Raw genomic sequence first — 15,965 nt, forward strand, 5'->3', positions numbered from 1 at the left:
CGGGTGATCAACACCCACGGCCCGCCTCGACGGGTTGCTCCGGTCAGAAGACCGGCACGCCCTCGCGCACGAGGCGCCAGTTGGGCTGGAAGAAGTCGGCCGGGTTGATCGTCCCCCTGGCCTGTGCCCAGTCGATGAGCAGCTGGCGGATCTCCTGCTGCTCGTTGTAGACCTGGGTCTTGACGATGCCGGGGAAGTTGCCGCCGCCGCTGCGCCGGTAGTTGTTCACCGCCATCACGAACTGCGCGTTGTCCGCGACGGGGGTGTCGGTCCCGGGCAGCACCAGGCGGGTGATCCGCTGGCCGATCGGCTTGGAGATGTCGATGTCGTAGTCCAGGCCGGAGATCACGTCGTAGTTGTAGTCCGGCACGGCCGGCGAGTCGCTGATCTGCTCCGGGTCGACCGGGGCGCCCGGGGCGAGGGTCCGGAAGTACTTCGCCGAGTACTCCAGGTACGCGTGCACCTCGGCGCCGCTGAGCACGACCGCCTCGAGGGTGTTGTCGTACACGTAGAGCCCGGCCACGTCGCGGATCTTGACGTCGCCGGCGGGGAAGACCGCGGTGCGGCTGAACGGCGAGGCCTGCGACAGCACCGGCAGATCGGTGTACTGCGTGCCGGCCAGGGCCTTCGTGACGGTCTCGGCCTGGACGTGGTTGATGAAGTCCAGGATGGGCGTGTCCTTGTACCGCGACTCCACCGTGGACATCTCCACGGTGGCCTGGGCAACCACCTGGTTGACGTACGCGATGGTCTTCTGGTGCTGGGCCCGTACGGCGGCGAGCACCTTCGGGTCCTCGACCACCGTGTTGGTGTTCAGCATGGTGGCGGCCTTCTTGGTGATCGTCCACCGGCCCCGCTCGCGCGCGAGGGTGAAGTCCATCCGGGTGAGCCGCTGGCCCCACTTCGACGGCTCGGAGAGCAGCACCTGAGCGCCGGTGCGCTCGTTGGTGACGAACCGCTCGACCACCTCGTTGTGCGCGTGCCCGAACAGGATCGCGTCGATGCCCGGCACCTGCTGGGCGATCAGCGCCACCGGGTTCTCGTTCGGCAGCTCCGGGCCGTAGCTGGACGTGCCGCTGTCGCCGCCGTGCGCCGAGATCAGCACCAGGTCCGCGCCGCGGGCCCGCATGATCGGCACGTACTTCGCGGCAGTGGCGACCATGTCGTCGAACCGCAGCCGGCCCTCGACGTTGCCCTTGTCCCAGATGGCCACGCCGGGGTTGGTCAGGCCGAGGATGCCGACGCGCAGGGTCGGCGCGGCGAAGCCGAGGGAGACCTTCTTGATGACGTACGGCTGGAAGGCCGGCTTGCCGGTCTTCGCGTTCACCGCGTTGGCGGCGAGCGCCGGGAAGCCGAGCTGGCGGATCCACAGGTCCAGCAACGGCAGACCGTAGTTGAACTCGTGGTTGCCGAGCGTCACCGCGTCGTAGTCGATGATGTTCATGGCGCGGGCCATCGGGTGCTTCTCACCGGTGGCGGTGATCGGCTCCTGCTTGGCGTAGAACGTCGCGAGGGGAGTGCCCTGGATGGTGTCGCCGGCGTCGAGCACAAGCGTCGCCCGGCCGCGCCGCTCGGCGCGGATCTGGTTGATCAGAGTGGCGAGCTTCGCGACGCCGATGTCGTTGTGCTTGCTGTCGTCGTACTCGGCGTCGCGGTAGTAGTCCCAGTTGTAGACGTTGCCGTGGGTGTCCGACGTGCCCAGGAGGGTGAGGTCCCAGGTGCGTGACCGGGTCGGGCCGGCCGCCTGCGCGGGGGCGGCAGCGATCAGCGGGGCGGTCGCCGCCGCGGCCGCGGCGGCGAGCACCTGGCGACGCGACGGGCCGGAGGGAGAGGTCATGACATGCCTTTCCAAGGGGGTGGACGCGCCTCGTGGGCGACTCGCGCACCATAACCACAGCCCGTCACTCCTGCCACGTCAGCCCCGGTTTCCGCAGGCCGTCGCCGGGTAGGGCGGTGGGGAACGGTTGTCGCGGGAAGGAACCCGCGCGGTGCGAGGAGACGTCGGTGAGTGAGGACCAGCACACCCAGCAGGACCCGACCAGCCAGTACGGCCAGCAGTCCGGCCAGCCCGGGCAGCAGCAGTCGCCGCCCGGCTCGACAGCGGAGATGACGCCGAAGCCTGACCACGGGGAGGACACGTACCGGGGCAGCGGCAAGCTCGACGGCAAACGGGCGCTGATCACCGGTGGTGACTCGGGGATCGGCAGGGCCATCGCGATCGCGTACGCCCGGGAGGGTGCCGACGTGGTCATCTCCTACCTGAGCGAGGAGGAGGACGTCGACGCCCGGGAGACCATCCGGCTGGTCGAGGACGCGGGCCGGCGGGGTGTCGCGGTGCGCGGCGACATCACCGACGAGGCGCACTGCCAGGAACTCGTCGACCGCACGGTGCGTGACCTGGGCGGCATCGACATCCTGGTGAACAACGCGGCCTACCAGATGTCGCAGGACAAGGGGATCCTCGGGATCAGCACCGAGCAGTTCGACCGGGTGCTCAAGACCAATCTGTACGCGATGTTCTGGCTGTGCAAGGCCGCCATCCCGCACCTGCCGGAGGGGTCGGCGATCATCAACACGGCGTCGATCCAGGCGTTCGACCCGTCGCCGCAGCTGCTCGACTACGCCACCACCAAGGCGGGGATCGCCAACTTCACCAAGGCCCTCGCCGCCGACCTCGCCGAGCAGGGCATCCGGGTCAACGCGGTGGCACCCGGCCCGGTCTGGACGCCGCTGATCCCGGCGACCATGCCGAAGGAGAAGGTGGAACAGTTCGGCACCGACACCCCGGAGGGCCGGCCCGGTCAGCCGGCGGAGCTGGCTCCCGCGTACGTCTTCTTCGCCTCGCAGGAGTCCAGCTACGTCACAGGTGAGATCCTCGGCGTCACGGGCGGTCGACCGACCAAGTGACCCGCCGACGGGCGGGCGGCCCCGGGTCGCCCGCCCGCACGGTGCGCGGTGGTCAGCGCGGCCAGGTGGCGAAACGCTCCCGGACCCGGGCCACGTCGGCGCTGCCCAGGCCGTACCGGCCGAAGCGCTGCTCGGACAGCCGGTCGAGGTAACGGCCGGCGGCCCGCACGTCGTCCGGGTCCAGTGCCGGGTCGACCTGCCGGGCCAGCACCAGCAACTCGGTCACGTCGTAGTGCTCCAGTGCCGCAGCCACGTCGATGAAGTCGCGGACCTCCCGCCGGTTGACCAGCGCCGCGACCTTGTTGGCCACCAGGTCGCGGACGTCCATGACCGGGCCGAGATCCATCACCACGGGGCTCTGCTGCCGGTCCAGCCGGGCCAGGCTGAGCCGGATCTGCCGCCCGTCACGGCCCACCACGAAGTCCTTCATGTCCCGCTCGAACCCGTCGAACAGCTCGGCGAGGTCGCTGTCCGGGTCGGCGTCGGTGACGGTGAACCCGGCGCGCTCCAACGCCACACGCACGCCGGCGGAGGCCGCCGCGGCGGCACCCTCGACGTCGGCGAACAGGTCGACGTCCTCCGTCGGGCGGGCGACGAGGCCGTGCGCGGCCCAGGCCACCCCGCCGCCCAACACGAAGCGGTACGGGCCGGCGGCGGCCAACGCCACCCGGGCCACCTCCCGGTAGAACTCGTGCAGATGCGGCGCGATCACGCCGCCCGCAGGCCCCGGTGGCGGCTCTCCCACGCCAGGCGTACGCCCCGAGGCAGGTTGAGCAGCCGCCACACCCGCCGCAGCGTCCGACCGTTGATCAGGACGCGCAGGTCCTCGGCGCGGGTGGTCTCCCGCAGCACGTTCTCGTACATCCACAGCAACTGGTCGGGGTCGCCGAGGTCGAAGGTGCGTTCCGCGTTCCACATCAACCGCACCGGCAACTCCACCACCCCCCGGGTGGGGCCGGCCAGCTCGGCGAGCGTCCGCGCCACCACGGCGGGGCGACCCGGGCGGGCCAGGAAGGCCACGTCGGTCGCGGTGGGGGAGACGGCCTGCATGGTGTCAGGGTAACGCCCGGCAGTCCGGGTGTCGCTCAACCAGGTTCTCGCCGGGTCGGTTGCCTCGCCGACGCGGTGGGCCGCCGGGTGGACATGTGGTGCAGACGCGCCCGGTTGGTGTGGTGCGAGTTCGGCGACGTGGGGTGTCCTGTGCGTCGGGATGGCCCGTTGTCGGAGATGCCGGACGGATCATCGGCGGGTCGCTGCTCGGCTCCGGGTGGGGTGAGTGTTATGTCCGGTCCTGGGGTGTCTGGGTTGTGACCGGGGGCATCGGTGCGGCGGAATCGTGGCGGGCCGGGGGTCGTTACATACCCTGACGATCGCAGGACCACGGCCGCTCGGCCCGCCCGCACGCGGTGGGAATGGGAAGCCCGGCCCGGTCGTTGCAGACCCCCCAGGCACCGCCTCGATGCGGGTGCCGCCGGCCCCGGAATGACTTCGGCCCCCGGTTGGTTACACCCGGACCCCGGCGCCGTGAGCCCCCGGCTCGCTGGCCGCCGACCCCCCGACTTTGTGCAGCGCCGGACGAGGTGCTCACACCCGGCTTGTCACGCGGGTGTTTCCTACCCCCGAAGGAGCTACCCCCATGAACACGATCATGCGCAAGAGTGTGCTGTCCGTTGCTGGTCTGGCCTTCGCCGGTGGCGTCTTCGCCGGCCCCGTCGCCGCCCACGCCGCCACCCCGGTCGACGCCAAGCCCGCCGCGGTGCAGGTGGCCGCGTCGAAGCCGCAGGGCGAGCAGTCGCACATCACCCTGAACGACGAGCAGAGCGCGAACGTCAAGGCGATCATCGCCGCGACGAAGAAGGCCGGCCTGCCCGAGCGGGCCGCGGTCATCTCGATCGCCACGAGCCTGCAGGAGTCGAAGCTGGAGAACCTCGGGCACCTCGGCGACCGCAACGACCACGACTCGCTGGGCCTGTTCCAGCAGCGCCCGTCCAGTGGTTGGGGTACGCCGGAGCAGATCACTGACCCCGAGTACTCCACCACCGCGTTCCTCAAGGGTTTGAAGCAGGTCGACGGGTGGCAGGACATGGCGTTGACCGACGCCGCGCAGACCGTGCAGGTCTCGGCCTACCCGGACGCCTACGCCCAGTGGGAACAGCAGGCCACCGACCTCGTCACCCAGCACTGGAACAGCTGACCCACCGCACGACCCCACCGATGGCCGGCCTTCCGGGGTGCCGGCCATCGGCATGTCCAGCGTCGAGATCGTGGACAGTTCCCGTTGGAGCCCCGTCGCGCCACTCGCCGAGAGGCGACAGGCACACCGACAGACAGCGCCGCCCCCGACCCACCCGGGCCGGGGCGGCGTTGTCTGACTTCCCCCGCTCGCGAAGATGTCTCGGCTGGCCTATGTTCATGGGGTCGCTCGTGTGGGAGGGGGTGTCGAGGATGGGTCTGCGGACGTTCATCGAGGGCTGGCCTGTCTACCGGCAGCTCACCGGCACCGACCCCCTCGGGCGGGGCGCCGCCGCGCAGTCCGCGCGTTCGGCGGAGCTGACCCCCCGTACCGAGGCCGCCGACAGCGTGGCCCGTTCGGTGTGCCCGTACTGCGCTGTGGGTTGTGGCCAGCGGGTGTACGTGAAGGACGGGCGGGTCAGTCAGATCGAGGGTGATCCGGACAGCCCGATCTCGCGGGGCCGGCTGTGTCCGAAGGGTTCGGCGAGCAAGAGCCTGGTGGCGAGTCCGTTGCGGCAGACGACTGTCCGTTACCGCCGTCCGTACTCGACGCAGTGGGAAGACCTGGAGCTCGGCACCGCGCTCGACATGATCGCCGACCGGATGCTCGCCGCGCGTGAGCAGACCTGGGAGGACGTGGACGCGCAGGGCCGGCCGCTCAACCGGACGCTTGGTTTCTCCAGTCTGGGTGGGGCGACGCTGGACAACGAGGAGAACTACCTCATCAAGAAGTTGTTCACGGCTGCCGGCGCGTTGCAGATCGAGAACCAGGCCCGTATTTGACACTCCGCCACCGTCCCCGGTCTGGGGGCCAGCTTCGGTCGTGGCGGTGCGACGGATTTCCAGCAGGACATCGCCAACGCTGACGTCATCGTCATTCAGGGTTCGAACATGGCTGAGGCGCACCCGGTGGGTTTCCAGTGGGTGATGGAGGCCAAGCGCCGGGGTGCGAAGGTCTTCCACGTCGACCCCCGGTTCACCCGGACCAGCGCTGTCGCTGACGCGTACCTGCCGATCCGGGCGGGCACGGACATCGCCCTGCTCGGTGGGGTGGTGCGGTACATCCTGGACAACGAGTTGGACTTCCGGGAGTACGTGCTCGCCTACACGAACGCGGCGACGATCGTCAGTGAGGAGTTCAGCGACACCGAGGACGGCGACGGGTTCTTCTCCGGCTTCGACCCGGAGACCGGCAGTTACGTGCAGGACAGCTGGCAGTACGAGGGTCACGAGGATTCCTCCGGCAGCGGGCACACCGCCCAGGAGCGGGACAGCGCCGCCGGACTGACCCACGAGTCGCACGGCGCTCAGGTGAGTGGCCAGACCCGGCGGGACGAGACGTTGCAGCATCCGCGCTGCGTCTACCAGATCCTCAAGCGGCACTTCGCCCGCTACACGCCGGAGATGGTGGAGCGGGTCTGCGGCATCCCGCAGGAGCAGTTCCTCGAGTTGGCGCAGGCGTGGACGGCGAACTCAGGCCGGGAGCGCACCGGGATGCTGATCTACTCGGTGGGGTGGACGCAGCACAGCGTGGGCGTGCAGTACATCCGGACCGGAGCGATCATCCAGCTGTTGCTGGGCAACATGGGTCGTCCGGGTGGCGGTGTGATGGCGCTGCGCGGGCATGCCAGCATCCAGGGCTCCACTGACATCCCGACCCTGTTCAACCTGCTGCCCGGCTATCTGCCGATGCCGCACCACGCCGATCACCCGAGCTTCGACGAGTGGGTGGACAGCATCCGGCACCCGGGGCAGAAGGGCTTCTGGGGCAACGCGCGGTCGTTCGCGGCCAGTCTGCTCAAGGCCTACTGGGGTGACGCGGCCACCCCGGAGAACGACTTCTGCTACGGCTACCTGCCGCGGATGACCGGTGACCACGGCACCTACCAGCAGGTGCTGAACATGATCGACGGGAAGATCAAGGGGTACTTCCTGTTGGGGCAGAACCCGGCGGTCGGCTCCGCTCACGGTCGGGCGCAGCGGCTCGGTATGGCGAACCTGGACTGGCTGGTCGTCCGGGACCTGTTCATGATCGAGAGTGCGACGTTCTGGCAGAACGGTCCCGAGGTGGCCACCGGTGAGATCGTCCCGGAGGAGTGCCGCACCGAGGTGTTCTTCCTGCCCGCCGCCTCCCATGTGGAGAAGGAGGGAAGCTTCACCCAGACGCAGCGGCTGCTTCAGTGGCGGGAGAAGGCCGTCGAGCCGCCGGGCGACGCCCGCTCCGAGCTGTGGTTCTTCTACCACCTCGGGCGCAAGCTGCGCGAGAAGCTGGCCGGCTCCGACCTGCCGCGCGACAGGGCGCTGCTCGACCTCACCTGGGACTACCCCACGCACGGTCCGCACGCGGAGCCGAGCGCCGAGGCGGTCCTGCGGGAGATCAACGGGTACGACGTGACGACCGGCAGCCCGCTGTCCAGTTTCGCCGAGGCCCGCGCGGACGGCTCCACGGCGGTGGGCTGCTGGATCTACACCGGGGTGTACGCCGACGGGGTGAACCAGGCGGCCCGGCGCAGGTCCCGCCACGAGCAGGACTGGGTCGCCGCCGAGTGGGGCTGGGCGTGGCCGGCTAACCGCCGCATCCTGTACAACCGTGCGTCGGCCGACCCGGACGGCAACCCGTGGAGCGAGCGCAAGCGCTACGTCTGGTGGGACGCGGACAGGGGCGAGTGGACGGGCTACGACGTGCCGGACTTCGAGAAGACCAAGCCGCCGTCGTACCGGCCGCCGGCCGGAGCGTCAGGGCCGGAGGGCATCGCCGGTGACGACCCGTTCGTCATGCAGGGTGACGGCAAGGGCTGGCTGTACGCGCCCAGCGGTGTCCTGGACGGGCCGCTGCCGACGCACTACGAGCCGGTGGAGTCGCCGGTGCGCAACCCGCTGTACCGCCAGCAGGCCAACCCGACCCGCAAGATGTACGCGCACCCGGTGAACTCGGTGAACCCGAGCCCGCCTCAGGAACACAGTCAGGTGTTCCCGTACGTGTTCACTGTCAGCCGGCTCACCGAGCACCACACGGCGGGTGGGATGAGCCGTACGGTGTCGCCGCTGGCGGAGTTGCAGCCGGAGATGTTCGTCGAGGTGTCACCGGAGCTGGCCGCCGAACGAGGGCTCGACCACCTGGGGTGGGCGCACATGGTCAGCGGTCGGGCGGTGATCGAGGCGAAGGTGCTCGTCACCGATCGGCTCACCCCGCTGCGGGTGGAGGGCCGGATCATCCACCAGGTGTGGTTGCCGTACCACTTCGGCTTCGAGGGTCTGGTGACCGGTGACTCGGCCAACGATCTGTTCGGCATCAGCCTGGACCCGAACGTGCTGATCCAGGAGAGCAAGGTCGGCACCTGCGACGTGCGGCCCGGCCGTCGCCCGACCGGCTCGGCATTGCTGGACCTGGTCGCCGACTACCAGCGGCGTGCCGGGATGACGCCGGGCCAGAACGCTCCGGCGATCACCACCGACAGCGAGGGGGAGCAGCGCGGTGCTTCCTGACCCGAACAGCCTCTACGGTCCGCTGGACCCTGCGCCCGACGCGGGCTATGTGAACGCGCCGCCCCGGATGGGGTTCTTCACCGACACGAGTGTCTGCATCGGGTGCAAGGCGTGTGAGGTGGCGTGCAAGGAGTGGAACGGTGTGCCGGAGAGCGGGTTGGATCTGCTCGGCATGTCGTACGACAACACGGGTGCGTTGACGGCGAACTCGTGGCGGCACGTTGCGTTCGTCGAGCAGCCCCGCCCGGCCGGGCAGCACCCGTCGTCGGCGGACGTGCTCGGCGAGCCGGTGAACGCCGCCGGGCAGCGGTCGGTCGACGCGGGCTCGGGACCGCAGTTCCTGGGGATGCCGGGGGCGCAACCGCCGGGGCGGGACACCGGCGCCGAGCAGCGCACTGACTTCCGCTGGTTGATGATGTCGGATGTGTGCAAGCACTGCACGCATGCGGCGTGTCTGGATGTGTGTCCGACGGGGTCGTTGTTTCGGACGGAGTTCGGCACGGTGGTGGTGCAGGAGGACATCTGTAATGGGTGTGGGTACTGCATTTCGGCGTGTCCGTACGGGGTGATCGATCAGCGTAAGGGTGACGGTCGGGCGTGGAAGTGCACGTTGTGCTACGACCGGTTGGGTGCGGGGATGACGCCTGCGTGTGCGCAGGCGTGTCCGACGGAGTCGATCCAGTACGGGCCTTTGGAGGAGTTGCGGGAGCGGGCTGCGGCCAGGGTGGCGACGCTGCATGAGCGGGGGGTGCCCGAGGCCCGGTTGTACGGGCACGACCCCAATGATGGTGTGGGTGGCGACGGGGCGTTCTTTCTGTTGTTGGACGAGCCCGAGGTGTACGGGTTGCCACCGGACCCGATCGTGACGACCCGCGACCTGCCGGCCATGTGGAAACGCGCAGGCCTCGCCGCGCTCGCCATGGCGGCGGCCACCGTCGCCGCGTTCGTCGGAGGTTCCTCGTGAGTCCGCAGCGCCCCGAGGTGGGCGACCTGTTCCGCCGCTTCCGTGCCCGGCTGGCCGCCGAGGGTTCCGACCGACCGGGCGTCTCGGCGCGGCCGGAGCCCGGTGCCGACCGCGAGCCGACGGGGGCCGACGACCACCGTCCGCACGCGACCGCCCCGCCGCAGGAGATCGCCACGCGGCACCAGGCTGCCGGACCGCAGGGGACCTCCGTCGACCAGCCCGGTCGACGCACGGGCCGCCGACGCGGCGGTCGCGGCGGCGAGGAGCTGCGAGTTCCGGAGGCGGAGTTCACGTCGTACTACGGTCGGCCGATCCTCAAGGGGCCGGTCTGGAAGTGGGACATCGCCGCGTACCTGTTCACCGGCGGGCTGGCGGCCGGATCGTCGCTGCTCGCGGCCGGTGGGCAGCTCACCGGCCGGCCGGCGTTGCGGCGTGCCGGTCGGGTCACCGCGCTGGCCGCCGTCAGCGCCAGCGCCGTGTTCCTCGTCAAGGACCTGGGCCGCCCAGCGCGGTTCCACCACATGCTGCGGGTGGCGAAGCCGACCTCGCCGATGTCTATGGGCACCTGGATCCTCACCGCCTACGGGCCGGCTGCCGGTGTCGCCGCGATCGCCGAGGCCGCCGGTGTGCTGCCGCGCCACGGCCTGCTCGGGCTGGCCGGCCGGGCGTTGCCGTCGGTCGGGCACACCGCCGGGCTGCTCGCCGGCGGTGCCGCGCCCGCGCTGGCCACGTACACCGGGGTGTTGCTGGCCGACACGGCGGTGCCGTCGTGGCATGAGGCGTACCCCGAGTTGCCTGTCATCTTCGCGGGCAGCGCGCTGGCCAGCGGCGCGGGCGTGGGTCTGCTCGCCGCGCCGCCGGCCCAGGCCGGACCGGCCCGGCGGATGGCGGTGGCCGGCGCGGCCCTGGAGCTGTACGGCGCGCACCGGGTGGAGACCCGCCTCGGTCTGCTCAGCGAGCCCTACCGGCTGGGCCTCCCCGGTCGACTGTTGCGCGCCGGTCGGCTGCTGACCGCCTCCGGGGTCGCCGGGGCGTTGTTGGGCCGCCGCAGCCGGACGGTCGGCGCGCTCTCCGGCGCCGCGTTGCTTGCCGCTTCGGTGGCGACCCGGTTCGGCATCTTCTACGGCGGCGTCGCCTCGGCCCGCGACCCCCGGTACACCGTGGTGCCGCAGCGCGAGCGGGTGGAAGCCCGGCGCAACATCGGCGGAACTTCCACCTGACCGGGCGGTGCCGTCCGTGCTGTGATCGAATGTCCGGTGGAGGCGTTCAGGCGGCTGGTGCCCCTCCCGGTCTTCAAAACCGGTGTGGTCCGGGACCCGGGCCAGGCGGGTTCGATTCCCGTCCGTCTCCGCCAAAACCAGTGCGGGAGATGACGTGATGGGCGACGGGCCGACGGACCCGCGACGGCGGGTGCCCCGCACCGACACGCTGCTCGCCGATCCTCGGCTCGCCGCCGCCAGCGCGACGCTCGGTCGGGACCGGGTCAAGGCGGTCGTCGTCCGCGCCCAGGACCGGGCCCGCCGCGGCGAACTGAACCCCGACGAGGTACGCGACGCCGCGGTCGCCGCGCTGCCCTCGGCCGGCCCCCGCGTGGTGCTCAACGCGACAGGCGTCGTGCTGCACACCAACCTGGGCCGGGCGCCGCTGTCACCCGAGGCGGTCGCCGCCGTGGTGGCCGCCTCCGGTCACACCGATGTGGAGTTGGACCTGGCCACCGGTCGGCGGGCCCGCCGCGGCCGGGACGCCCTCGACGCGTTGGCCGCCGCCGTGCCCGCCGCCGAGGCCGTGCACGTGGTGAACAACGGCGCCGCCGCGCTGGTGCTGGCCGCCACCGCCCTGGCCGCCGGTCGGGAGATCGTGGTCAGCCGGGGTGAGATGGTCGAGATCGGCGACGGTTTCCGCCTGCCCGACCTGCTGGAGAGCACAGGCGCGCGGCTGCGGGAGGTGGGCACCACCAACCGCACCACACTCGCCGACTACGCCGCGGCCCTCGGCCCGCAGACCGGTTTCGTGCTCAAGGTGCACCCGTCGAACTTCCAGGTCACCGGCTTCACCTCGGCGACCCCGGTGCGGCAACTGGCCACCCTCGGCGTGCCGGTGGTCGCCGACATCGGCTCCGGTCTGCTCACCGCGGATCCGCTTCTGCCCGACGAGCCGGACGCGGCCGGCACCCTGCGCGCCGGTGCCGCACTCGTCACGGCCAGCGGCGACAAGCTGCTCGGCGGCCCGCAGGCGGGCCTGCTGCTCGGTGACGTCGAGCTGGTCGAGAGGCTGCGCCGCCACCCGCTGGCCCGGGCGTTGCGGGTGGACAAGCTCACCTTGGCCGCGCTGGCCGCCACACTGCACCAGCCGGACACACCGACCCGGGCGGCCCTACACGCCGACCCGGGCGCGCTGCGCCGCCGGGTGGAGCGACTGCGTGACCGACTCGGCGCGGACGGCCGCAAGGCCGAGGTGGTGCCGGCCGTCGCGGTGGTCGGTGGCGGCGGAGCCCCGGGGGTGGAGCTGGACTCGTGGGCGCTGAGCCTGCCCGAGCGGTACGCGGGCCCGCTGCGCACCGGCGAGCAGCCGGTGCTCGGCCGGGTGGTCCGGGGCCGGCTCCTGCTCGACCTGCGGTGCGTGCCCGAGGAGGCCGACGAGGCGGTCCGGGCGGCTGTGCTGCGCGTACCCGGGGACGACTGACCGTGTTCGTCGTCGCGACCGCGGGGCACGTCGACCACGGCAAGTCGACACTGGTCCGGTCGTTGACCGGGATGGAACCCGACAGGTGGGCCGAGGAACGCCGCCGGGGTATGACGATCGACCTGGGCTTCGCCTGGACGACGCTGCCGTCCGGCGCCACGATGGCGTTCGTCGACGTACCCGGGCACGAGCGGTTCGTGCCGAACATGCTCGCCGGTGTCGGCCCGGTGCCCGCGGCGTTGGTAGTGGTGGCCGCCGACGAGGGCTGGATGCCGCAGTCCGCCGAGCACCTGGCGGCGCTCGACGCACTCGGTGTCGCGTACGGCCTGCTGGCGGTGACCCGCGCGGACCTGGCCGACCCGGGGCCGGCCATCGCCCACGCCCGCGCCGAGATCGCGGCGACGAGCCTCGGCGCGGTGCCGGCGGTCGCGGTCAGCGGCCTGACCGGCGCGGGCCTGCCGGACCTGCGGGCCGCCCTGGACCAGCTCGCCGCCGGGCTGCCCGCGCCGGCTGTGGACGACCCGGTGCGCCTCTGGGTCGACCGCAGCTTCACGGTGCGGGGCAGCGGCACCGTCGTCACCGGCACCCTCGGCGGCGGACGCCTGCGGGTGGGCGACGAGTTGGAGCTGGCCGGGGCCGACGAACCGGTCCGGGTCCGCGGCCTGCACACCCTGGGCGAGGCCCGGCCGGAGGTGACGGCGGTGGCCCGGGTGGCGGTCAACCTGCGCGGTACGCCCCGCGACCGGCTCGGCCGCGGCGACGCGTTGCTCACCCCGGGCCGGTTTCACCACACCGACCTGGTCGACGTCCGGCTGACCGGCGACCCCGCCGCCGACCTGCCGGCCGCCCTCACCCTGCACGTCGGGTCGGCGGCGGTGCCGGTACGCGTCCGCCCGCTCGGCCCGGACACCGTACGGCTGCGGTTGGCCCGTCCGCTGCCGCTGCTGGTGGGCGACCGGGCGCTGCTGCGCGACCCGGGCCGCCACCACGTGACAGGTGGGGTGCGGGTGCTGGACGTGGCGCCGCCACCGCTGGCCCGCCGGGGTGCCGCAGCCGCCCGCGCGCAGGCCCTGGCCGGGCTGGACGGCCGACCCGACCTGGCCGGAGAGCTGCGCCGCCGTCGGCTCGTCCGCGCCGGTGCGCTGATCCGGATGGGTGTGCCCGTGCACGCCGCGCCGGTGGCCGGTGACTGGCTGGCCGACCCGGAGCACTGGCGGCGGCTCGGCGAACAGGTGACCGAGGAGGTCGCCCGTCACGCCCGGGAGCACCCGTTGGAGCCCGGGATGCCGGTGGACGCGCTGCGTCAGCGCCTCGCCCTGCCCGACCGGGCGCTGGTCGAGGCGCTGGTCCGACCGCCGCTGCGGATCCACGCCGGGCGGGTCGGGGCGGCGAGCGCCGACGTGCTGCCGGAACCGGTGGCCCGGGCCGTGCAACGGGTCCGCGCCGAGTACGGCGACCGCCCGTTCCGCGCCCCCGAGGCGGACCGCCTCGTCGACCTGGGTCTGGGCCCCCGGGAGATCGGCGCGGCGGTGCGGGCGGGCGCCCTGCTGCGGCTGGCCGACAACGTGGTGCTGCTGCCCGACGCGCTCGACGGCGCGGTCCGGGTGCTGGCGGGACTGCCGCAGCCGTTCACCCTCTCCGCGGCCCGCCAGGCGTTGGACACCACCCGGCGGGTGGCGGTGCCCCTGCTGGAGCTGCTGGACCGCCGGGGCGCGACCCGACGACTGCCCGACGACGCCCGGATCGTCGTCACGTGAGCGCGAACCGCACTCAGTCCAGGTCGGACAGGTCGAGCACGAAGCGGTAGCGGACGTCATTTCGCCGGAGGCGGTCGATTGCCGTGTTCACCTGGGCCGACGGGAGCACCTCGATGTCGGCGGCGATGCCGTGGTCGGCGCAGAACCGGAGCATCTCGGCTGTCGAGCGGCGGCCTCCGCTGCCGGCGGAGCTGAGCTTCTTGCGGCCGACGAGCAGGTCGGTGGTCTGCACGGTGACCGGGCCCAGGTATCCGAGCAGGCTGAGGGTGCCGTCCATCGCCACCAGCTTCAGATAGGGGGCGAGGTCGTGTGGTGCGGAGATGGTGTCGATGACGAGGTCGAAGGTGTCGCGGGCCGCGGCCATCTGCTGGGGATCGGTGGAGTCGACGAGGTCGTGTGAGCCGAGCCGGCGGGCGTCGTCGCGCTTGTCCTGGGTGCGGCTGATCACGGTCGTGGTAGCGCCGAGTGCCACTGCCATTTTGACCGCGAGGTGGCCCAGGCCGCCGAGTCCGGCTACGGCGACGCGACTGCCTGGGCCGACGCGATGGGAGCGCAAGGGCTCCCAGACGGTGACGCCGGCGCACAGCAGCGGGGCGGCCGCGGCCGGGTCGAGGTCGGCGGGCAGCGGGTAGGCGAAGGTGTTCCGCACGACGTATTCGCGGGAGTAGCCACCCAGGGTCGTCGACCCGTCCTGCCGATCTGTGCCGCCGTAGGTCAGCGTCGGGAAGGAGTGGCAGAAGTTCTCCTGTCCGGCTGCGCACATGGCGCAGGTGCCGCAGGAGTCGACGATGTTGCCCACCGCGACACTCTCGCCGATCGAGAAGCTGGTCACCTCGGGGCCGGTGGCGGTCACCACGCCGGTGAATTCGTGACCCGGCACCAGGTGTGCGTTGGTGTGCTGGTCGTAGTCGTGCAGGGCGTGCAGATCGGTGTGGCAGACCCCGCAGTAGTCGATCCGCACCGCGATGTCGTCTGGGCGTAGGTCACGGCGCTCGATCGGGGTACGCCCCAGCTCCGTCGGGCCGGTCGCTCGCCATCCGGTGGTCCGTCGCATGATCGACTCCTTTAAACAGACTGTTCGGTCTGTCTGAGCTTAGGCCCGGAGTCGAGGCGAAGCAAACCAACCGTTCTGTTTTGCTAGGGTGGGAGCATGCCGGAGCAGCCCCTGACCTCGCGAGGTGCCGCGACCTACCAGCGCATCCTGGACGCCGCCACCGAGGAATTCGCCCAACACGGCATCGCCGGGGCACGCGTCGAACGCATCGTGACGGCGGCCCGCACCAACAAGGCGCAGCTCTACGCCTACTTCGGGGACAAGGAGCGACTCTTCGACGCGATCTTCCTCAGCTCGCTGGAGCGCATCACCAACGTCGTGCCGATCAACGCCGACGATCTCGCGGACTGGGCCGTTCGCCTCTACGACGAGTACCTGCGCCGCCCCGACCTCATCCGGCTCGCGACCTGGACGCGGCTGGAACGCCGGCCCGCCGGACACCTCGTCGAGACCCACAAGCACTACGACGATCACAAGCTCACGGCAATCGCCGAGGCCCAGGCCGCCGGGCGGATCCGCGGCGGTGACCCGTTCGACATCATGGCCCTGGTCATCGCGATGTCCATGGCCTGGTCGCCGGTGAGCAATGTGTATGCGGCCAGCAGCCAGGAACCCGACGACGCCCATTCCCGACGTCGTGCTCTTCTTCACGAGTGCGTCCGACGAGCCACCGTGCCGACGGACCAGGATCTAACTGACCGCTGACCGCTGACCGCTGACCGCTGACCGCTGACCGCTGACCGCTGACCGCTGACCGCTGACCGCTGACCGCTGACCGCTGACCGCCGACCGCCGACCGCCGACCGCCGACCGCCGACCGCCGACCGCCGACCGCCGACCGCCGACCGCCGACCGCCGACCGCCGACCGCCGACCGCCGACCG

The 15,965-nt window shown here is 71.6% G+C and carries 13 protein-coding genes and 1 tRNA gene; 9 read left to right on the top strand and 5 right to left on the bottom strand.

Features of this window, described 5'->3' with window-relative positions; all coding sequences use genetic code 11:
- Positions 1 to 43: 43 nt before the first annotated feature.
- The gene (locus ACFY1S_RS17895; RefSeq protein ID WP_387118967.1) at positions 44 to 1,837 is read right to left on the bottom strand and encodes a bifunctional metallophosphatase/5'-nucleotidase; all 1,794 of its coding nucleotides are present in this window, start codon (positions 1,835 to 1,837) and stop codon (positions 44 to 46) included.
- 167 nt (positions 1,838 to 2,004) lie between these two features.
- Between ACFY1S_RS17895 and ACFY1S_RS17900 the strand changes: the two genes are divergently transcribed.
- On the top strand, positions 2,005 to 2,907 hold the full coding sequence (locus ACFY1S_RS17900; RefSeq protein ID WP_387118970.1) for an SDR family oxidoreductase: 903 nt from the start codon (positions 2,005 to 2,007) through the stop codon (positions 2,905 to 2,907).
- 52 nt (positions 2,908 to 2,959) lie between these two features.
- Here the strand turns inward: ACFY1S_RS17900 and ACFY1S_RS17905 are convergent, their stop codons facing one another.
- Positions 2,960 to 3,619, bottom strand: coding sequence for a nucleotidyl transferase AbiEii/AbiGii toxin family protein (locus tag ACFY1S_RS17905; RefSeq protein ID WP_387118973.1), 660 nt, complete (start codon positions 3,617 to 3,619; stop codon positions 2,960 to 2,962).
- Positions 3,616 to 3,957 (bottom strand): hypothetical protein, encoded by a 342-nt coding sequence (locus ACFY1S_RS17910; RefSeq protein WP_053659560.1) that lies wholly within the window; start codon positions 3,955 to 3,957, stop codon positions 3,616 to 3,618. Before ACFY1S_RS17910 ends, ACFY1S_RS17905 begins: the two co-directional genes overlap by 4 nt.
- A gap of 586 nt (positions 3,958 to 4,543) precedes the next feature.
- On the opposite strand from ACFY1S_RS17910, the gene ACFY1S_RS17915 reads away from it, so the two are divergent.
- The 7 genes from ACFY1S_RS17915 (at position 4,544) to selB (ending at position 14,028) form a co-directional block, all read left to right on the top strand.
- Complete coding sequence (locus tag ACFY1S_RS17915; protein WP_387118976.1) at positions 4,544 to 5,101, top strand: hypothetical protein; 558 nt, start codon at positions 4,544 to 4,546, stop codon at positions 5,099 to 5,101.
- Between the two features lie 251 nt (positions 5,102 to 5,352).
- The gene (gene fdh / locus ACFY1S_RS17920; RefSeq protein ID WP_387118979.1) at positions 5,353 to 8,625 is read left to right on the top strand and encodes a formate dehydrogenase; all 3,273 of its coding nucleotides are present in this window, start codon (positions 5,353 to 5,355) and stop codon (positions 8,623 to 8,625) included.
- Complete coding sequence (locus ACFY1S_RS17925; protein WP_387118982.1) at positions 8,615 to 9,589, top strand: 4Fe-4S dicluster domain-containing protein; 975 nt, start codon at positions 8,615 to 8,617, stop codon at positions 9,587 to 9,589. The genes fdh and ACFY1S_RS17925 overlap by 11 nt, the downstream gene beginning before the upstream one ends.
- 266 nt (positions 9,590 to 9,855) lie before the next feature.
- Positions 9,856 to 10,809: an NrfD/PsrC family molybdoenzyme membrane anchor subunit gene (nrfD, locus tag ACFY1S_RS17930; RefSeq protein WP_387119335.1), complete on the top strand. Its 954-nt coding sequence runs from the start codon at positions 9,856 to 9,858 to the stop codon at positions 10,807 to 10,809.
- Between the two features lie 38 nt (positions 10,810 to 10,847).
- A tRNA-Sec gene (locus tag ACFY1S_RS17935) sits at positions 10,848 to 10,943 on the top strand.
- Between the two features lie 23 nt (positions 10,944 to 10,966).
- A complete protein-coding gene (gene selA, locus ACFY1S_RS17940; RefSeq protein WP_387118985.1) occupies positions 10,967 to 12,271 on the top strand; it encodes an L-seryl-tRNA(Sec) selenium transferase in 1,305 nt (434 codons plus the stop codon).
- A gap of 2 nt (positions 12,272 to 12,273) precedes the next feature.
- The gene (gene selB / locus ACFY1S_RS17945) at positions 12,274 to 14,028 is read left to right on the top strand and encodes a selenocysteine-specific translation elongation factor (RefSeq protein ID WP_387118989.1); all 1,755 of its coding nucleotides are present in this window, start codon (positions 12,274 to 12,276) and stop codon (positions 14,026 to 14,028) included.
- 13 nt (positions 14,029 to 14,041) lie between these two features.
- Here selB and ACFY1S_RS17950 read toward each other — a convergent pair whose 3' ends face one another.
- Entirely contained in the window at positions 14,042 to 15,082 is a 1,041-nt protein-coding gene (locus tag ACFY1S_RS17950) for an NAD(P)-dependent alcohol dehydrogenase (protein WP_387118992.1), read from the bottom strand.
- Between the two features lie 96 nt (positions 15,083 to 15,178).
- On the opposite strand from ACFY1S_RS17950, the gene ACFY1S_RS17955 reads away from it, so the two are divergent.
- Complete coding sequence (locus tag ACFY1S_RS17955) at positions 15,179 to 15,787, top strand: TetR family transcriptional regulator (RefSeq protein WP_387118995.1); 609 nt, start codon at positions 15,179 to 15,181, stop codon at positions 15,785 to 15,787.
- On the opposite strand, the gene ACFY1S_RS17960 is transcribed toward ACFY1S_RS17955, so the two are convergent.
- A partial coding sequence (locus tag ACFY1S_RS17960; RefSeq protein WP_387118998.1) for a hypothetical protein occupies positions 15,773 to 15,965 on the bottom strand: 193 nt, incomplete at its 5' end. The genes ACFY1S_RS17955 and ACFY1S_RS17960 overlap by 15 nt on opposite strands.

This window comes from Micromonospora sp. NPDC000663 (genome assembly GCF_042898105.1).
Classification (GTDB): domain Bacteria; phylum Actinomycetota; class Actinomycetes; order Mycobacteriales; family Micromonosporaceae; genus Micromonospora.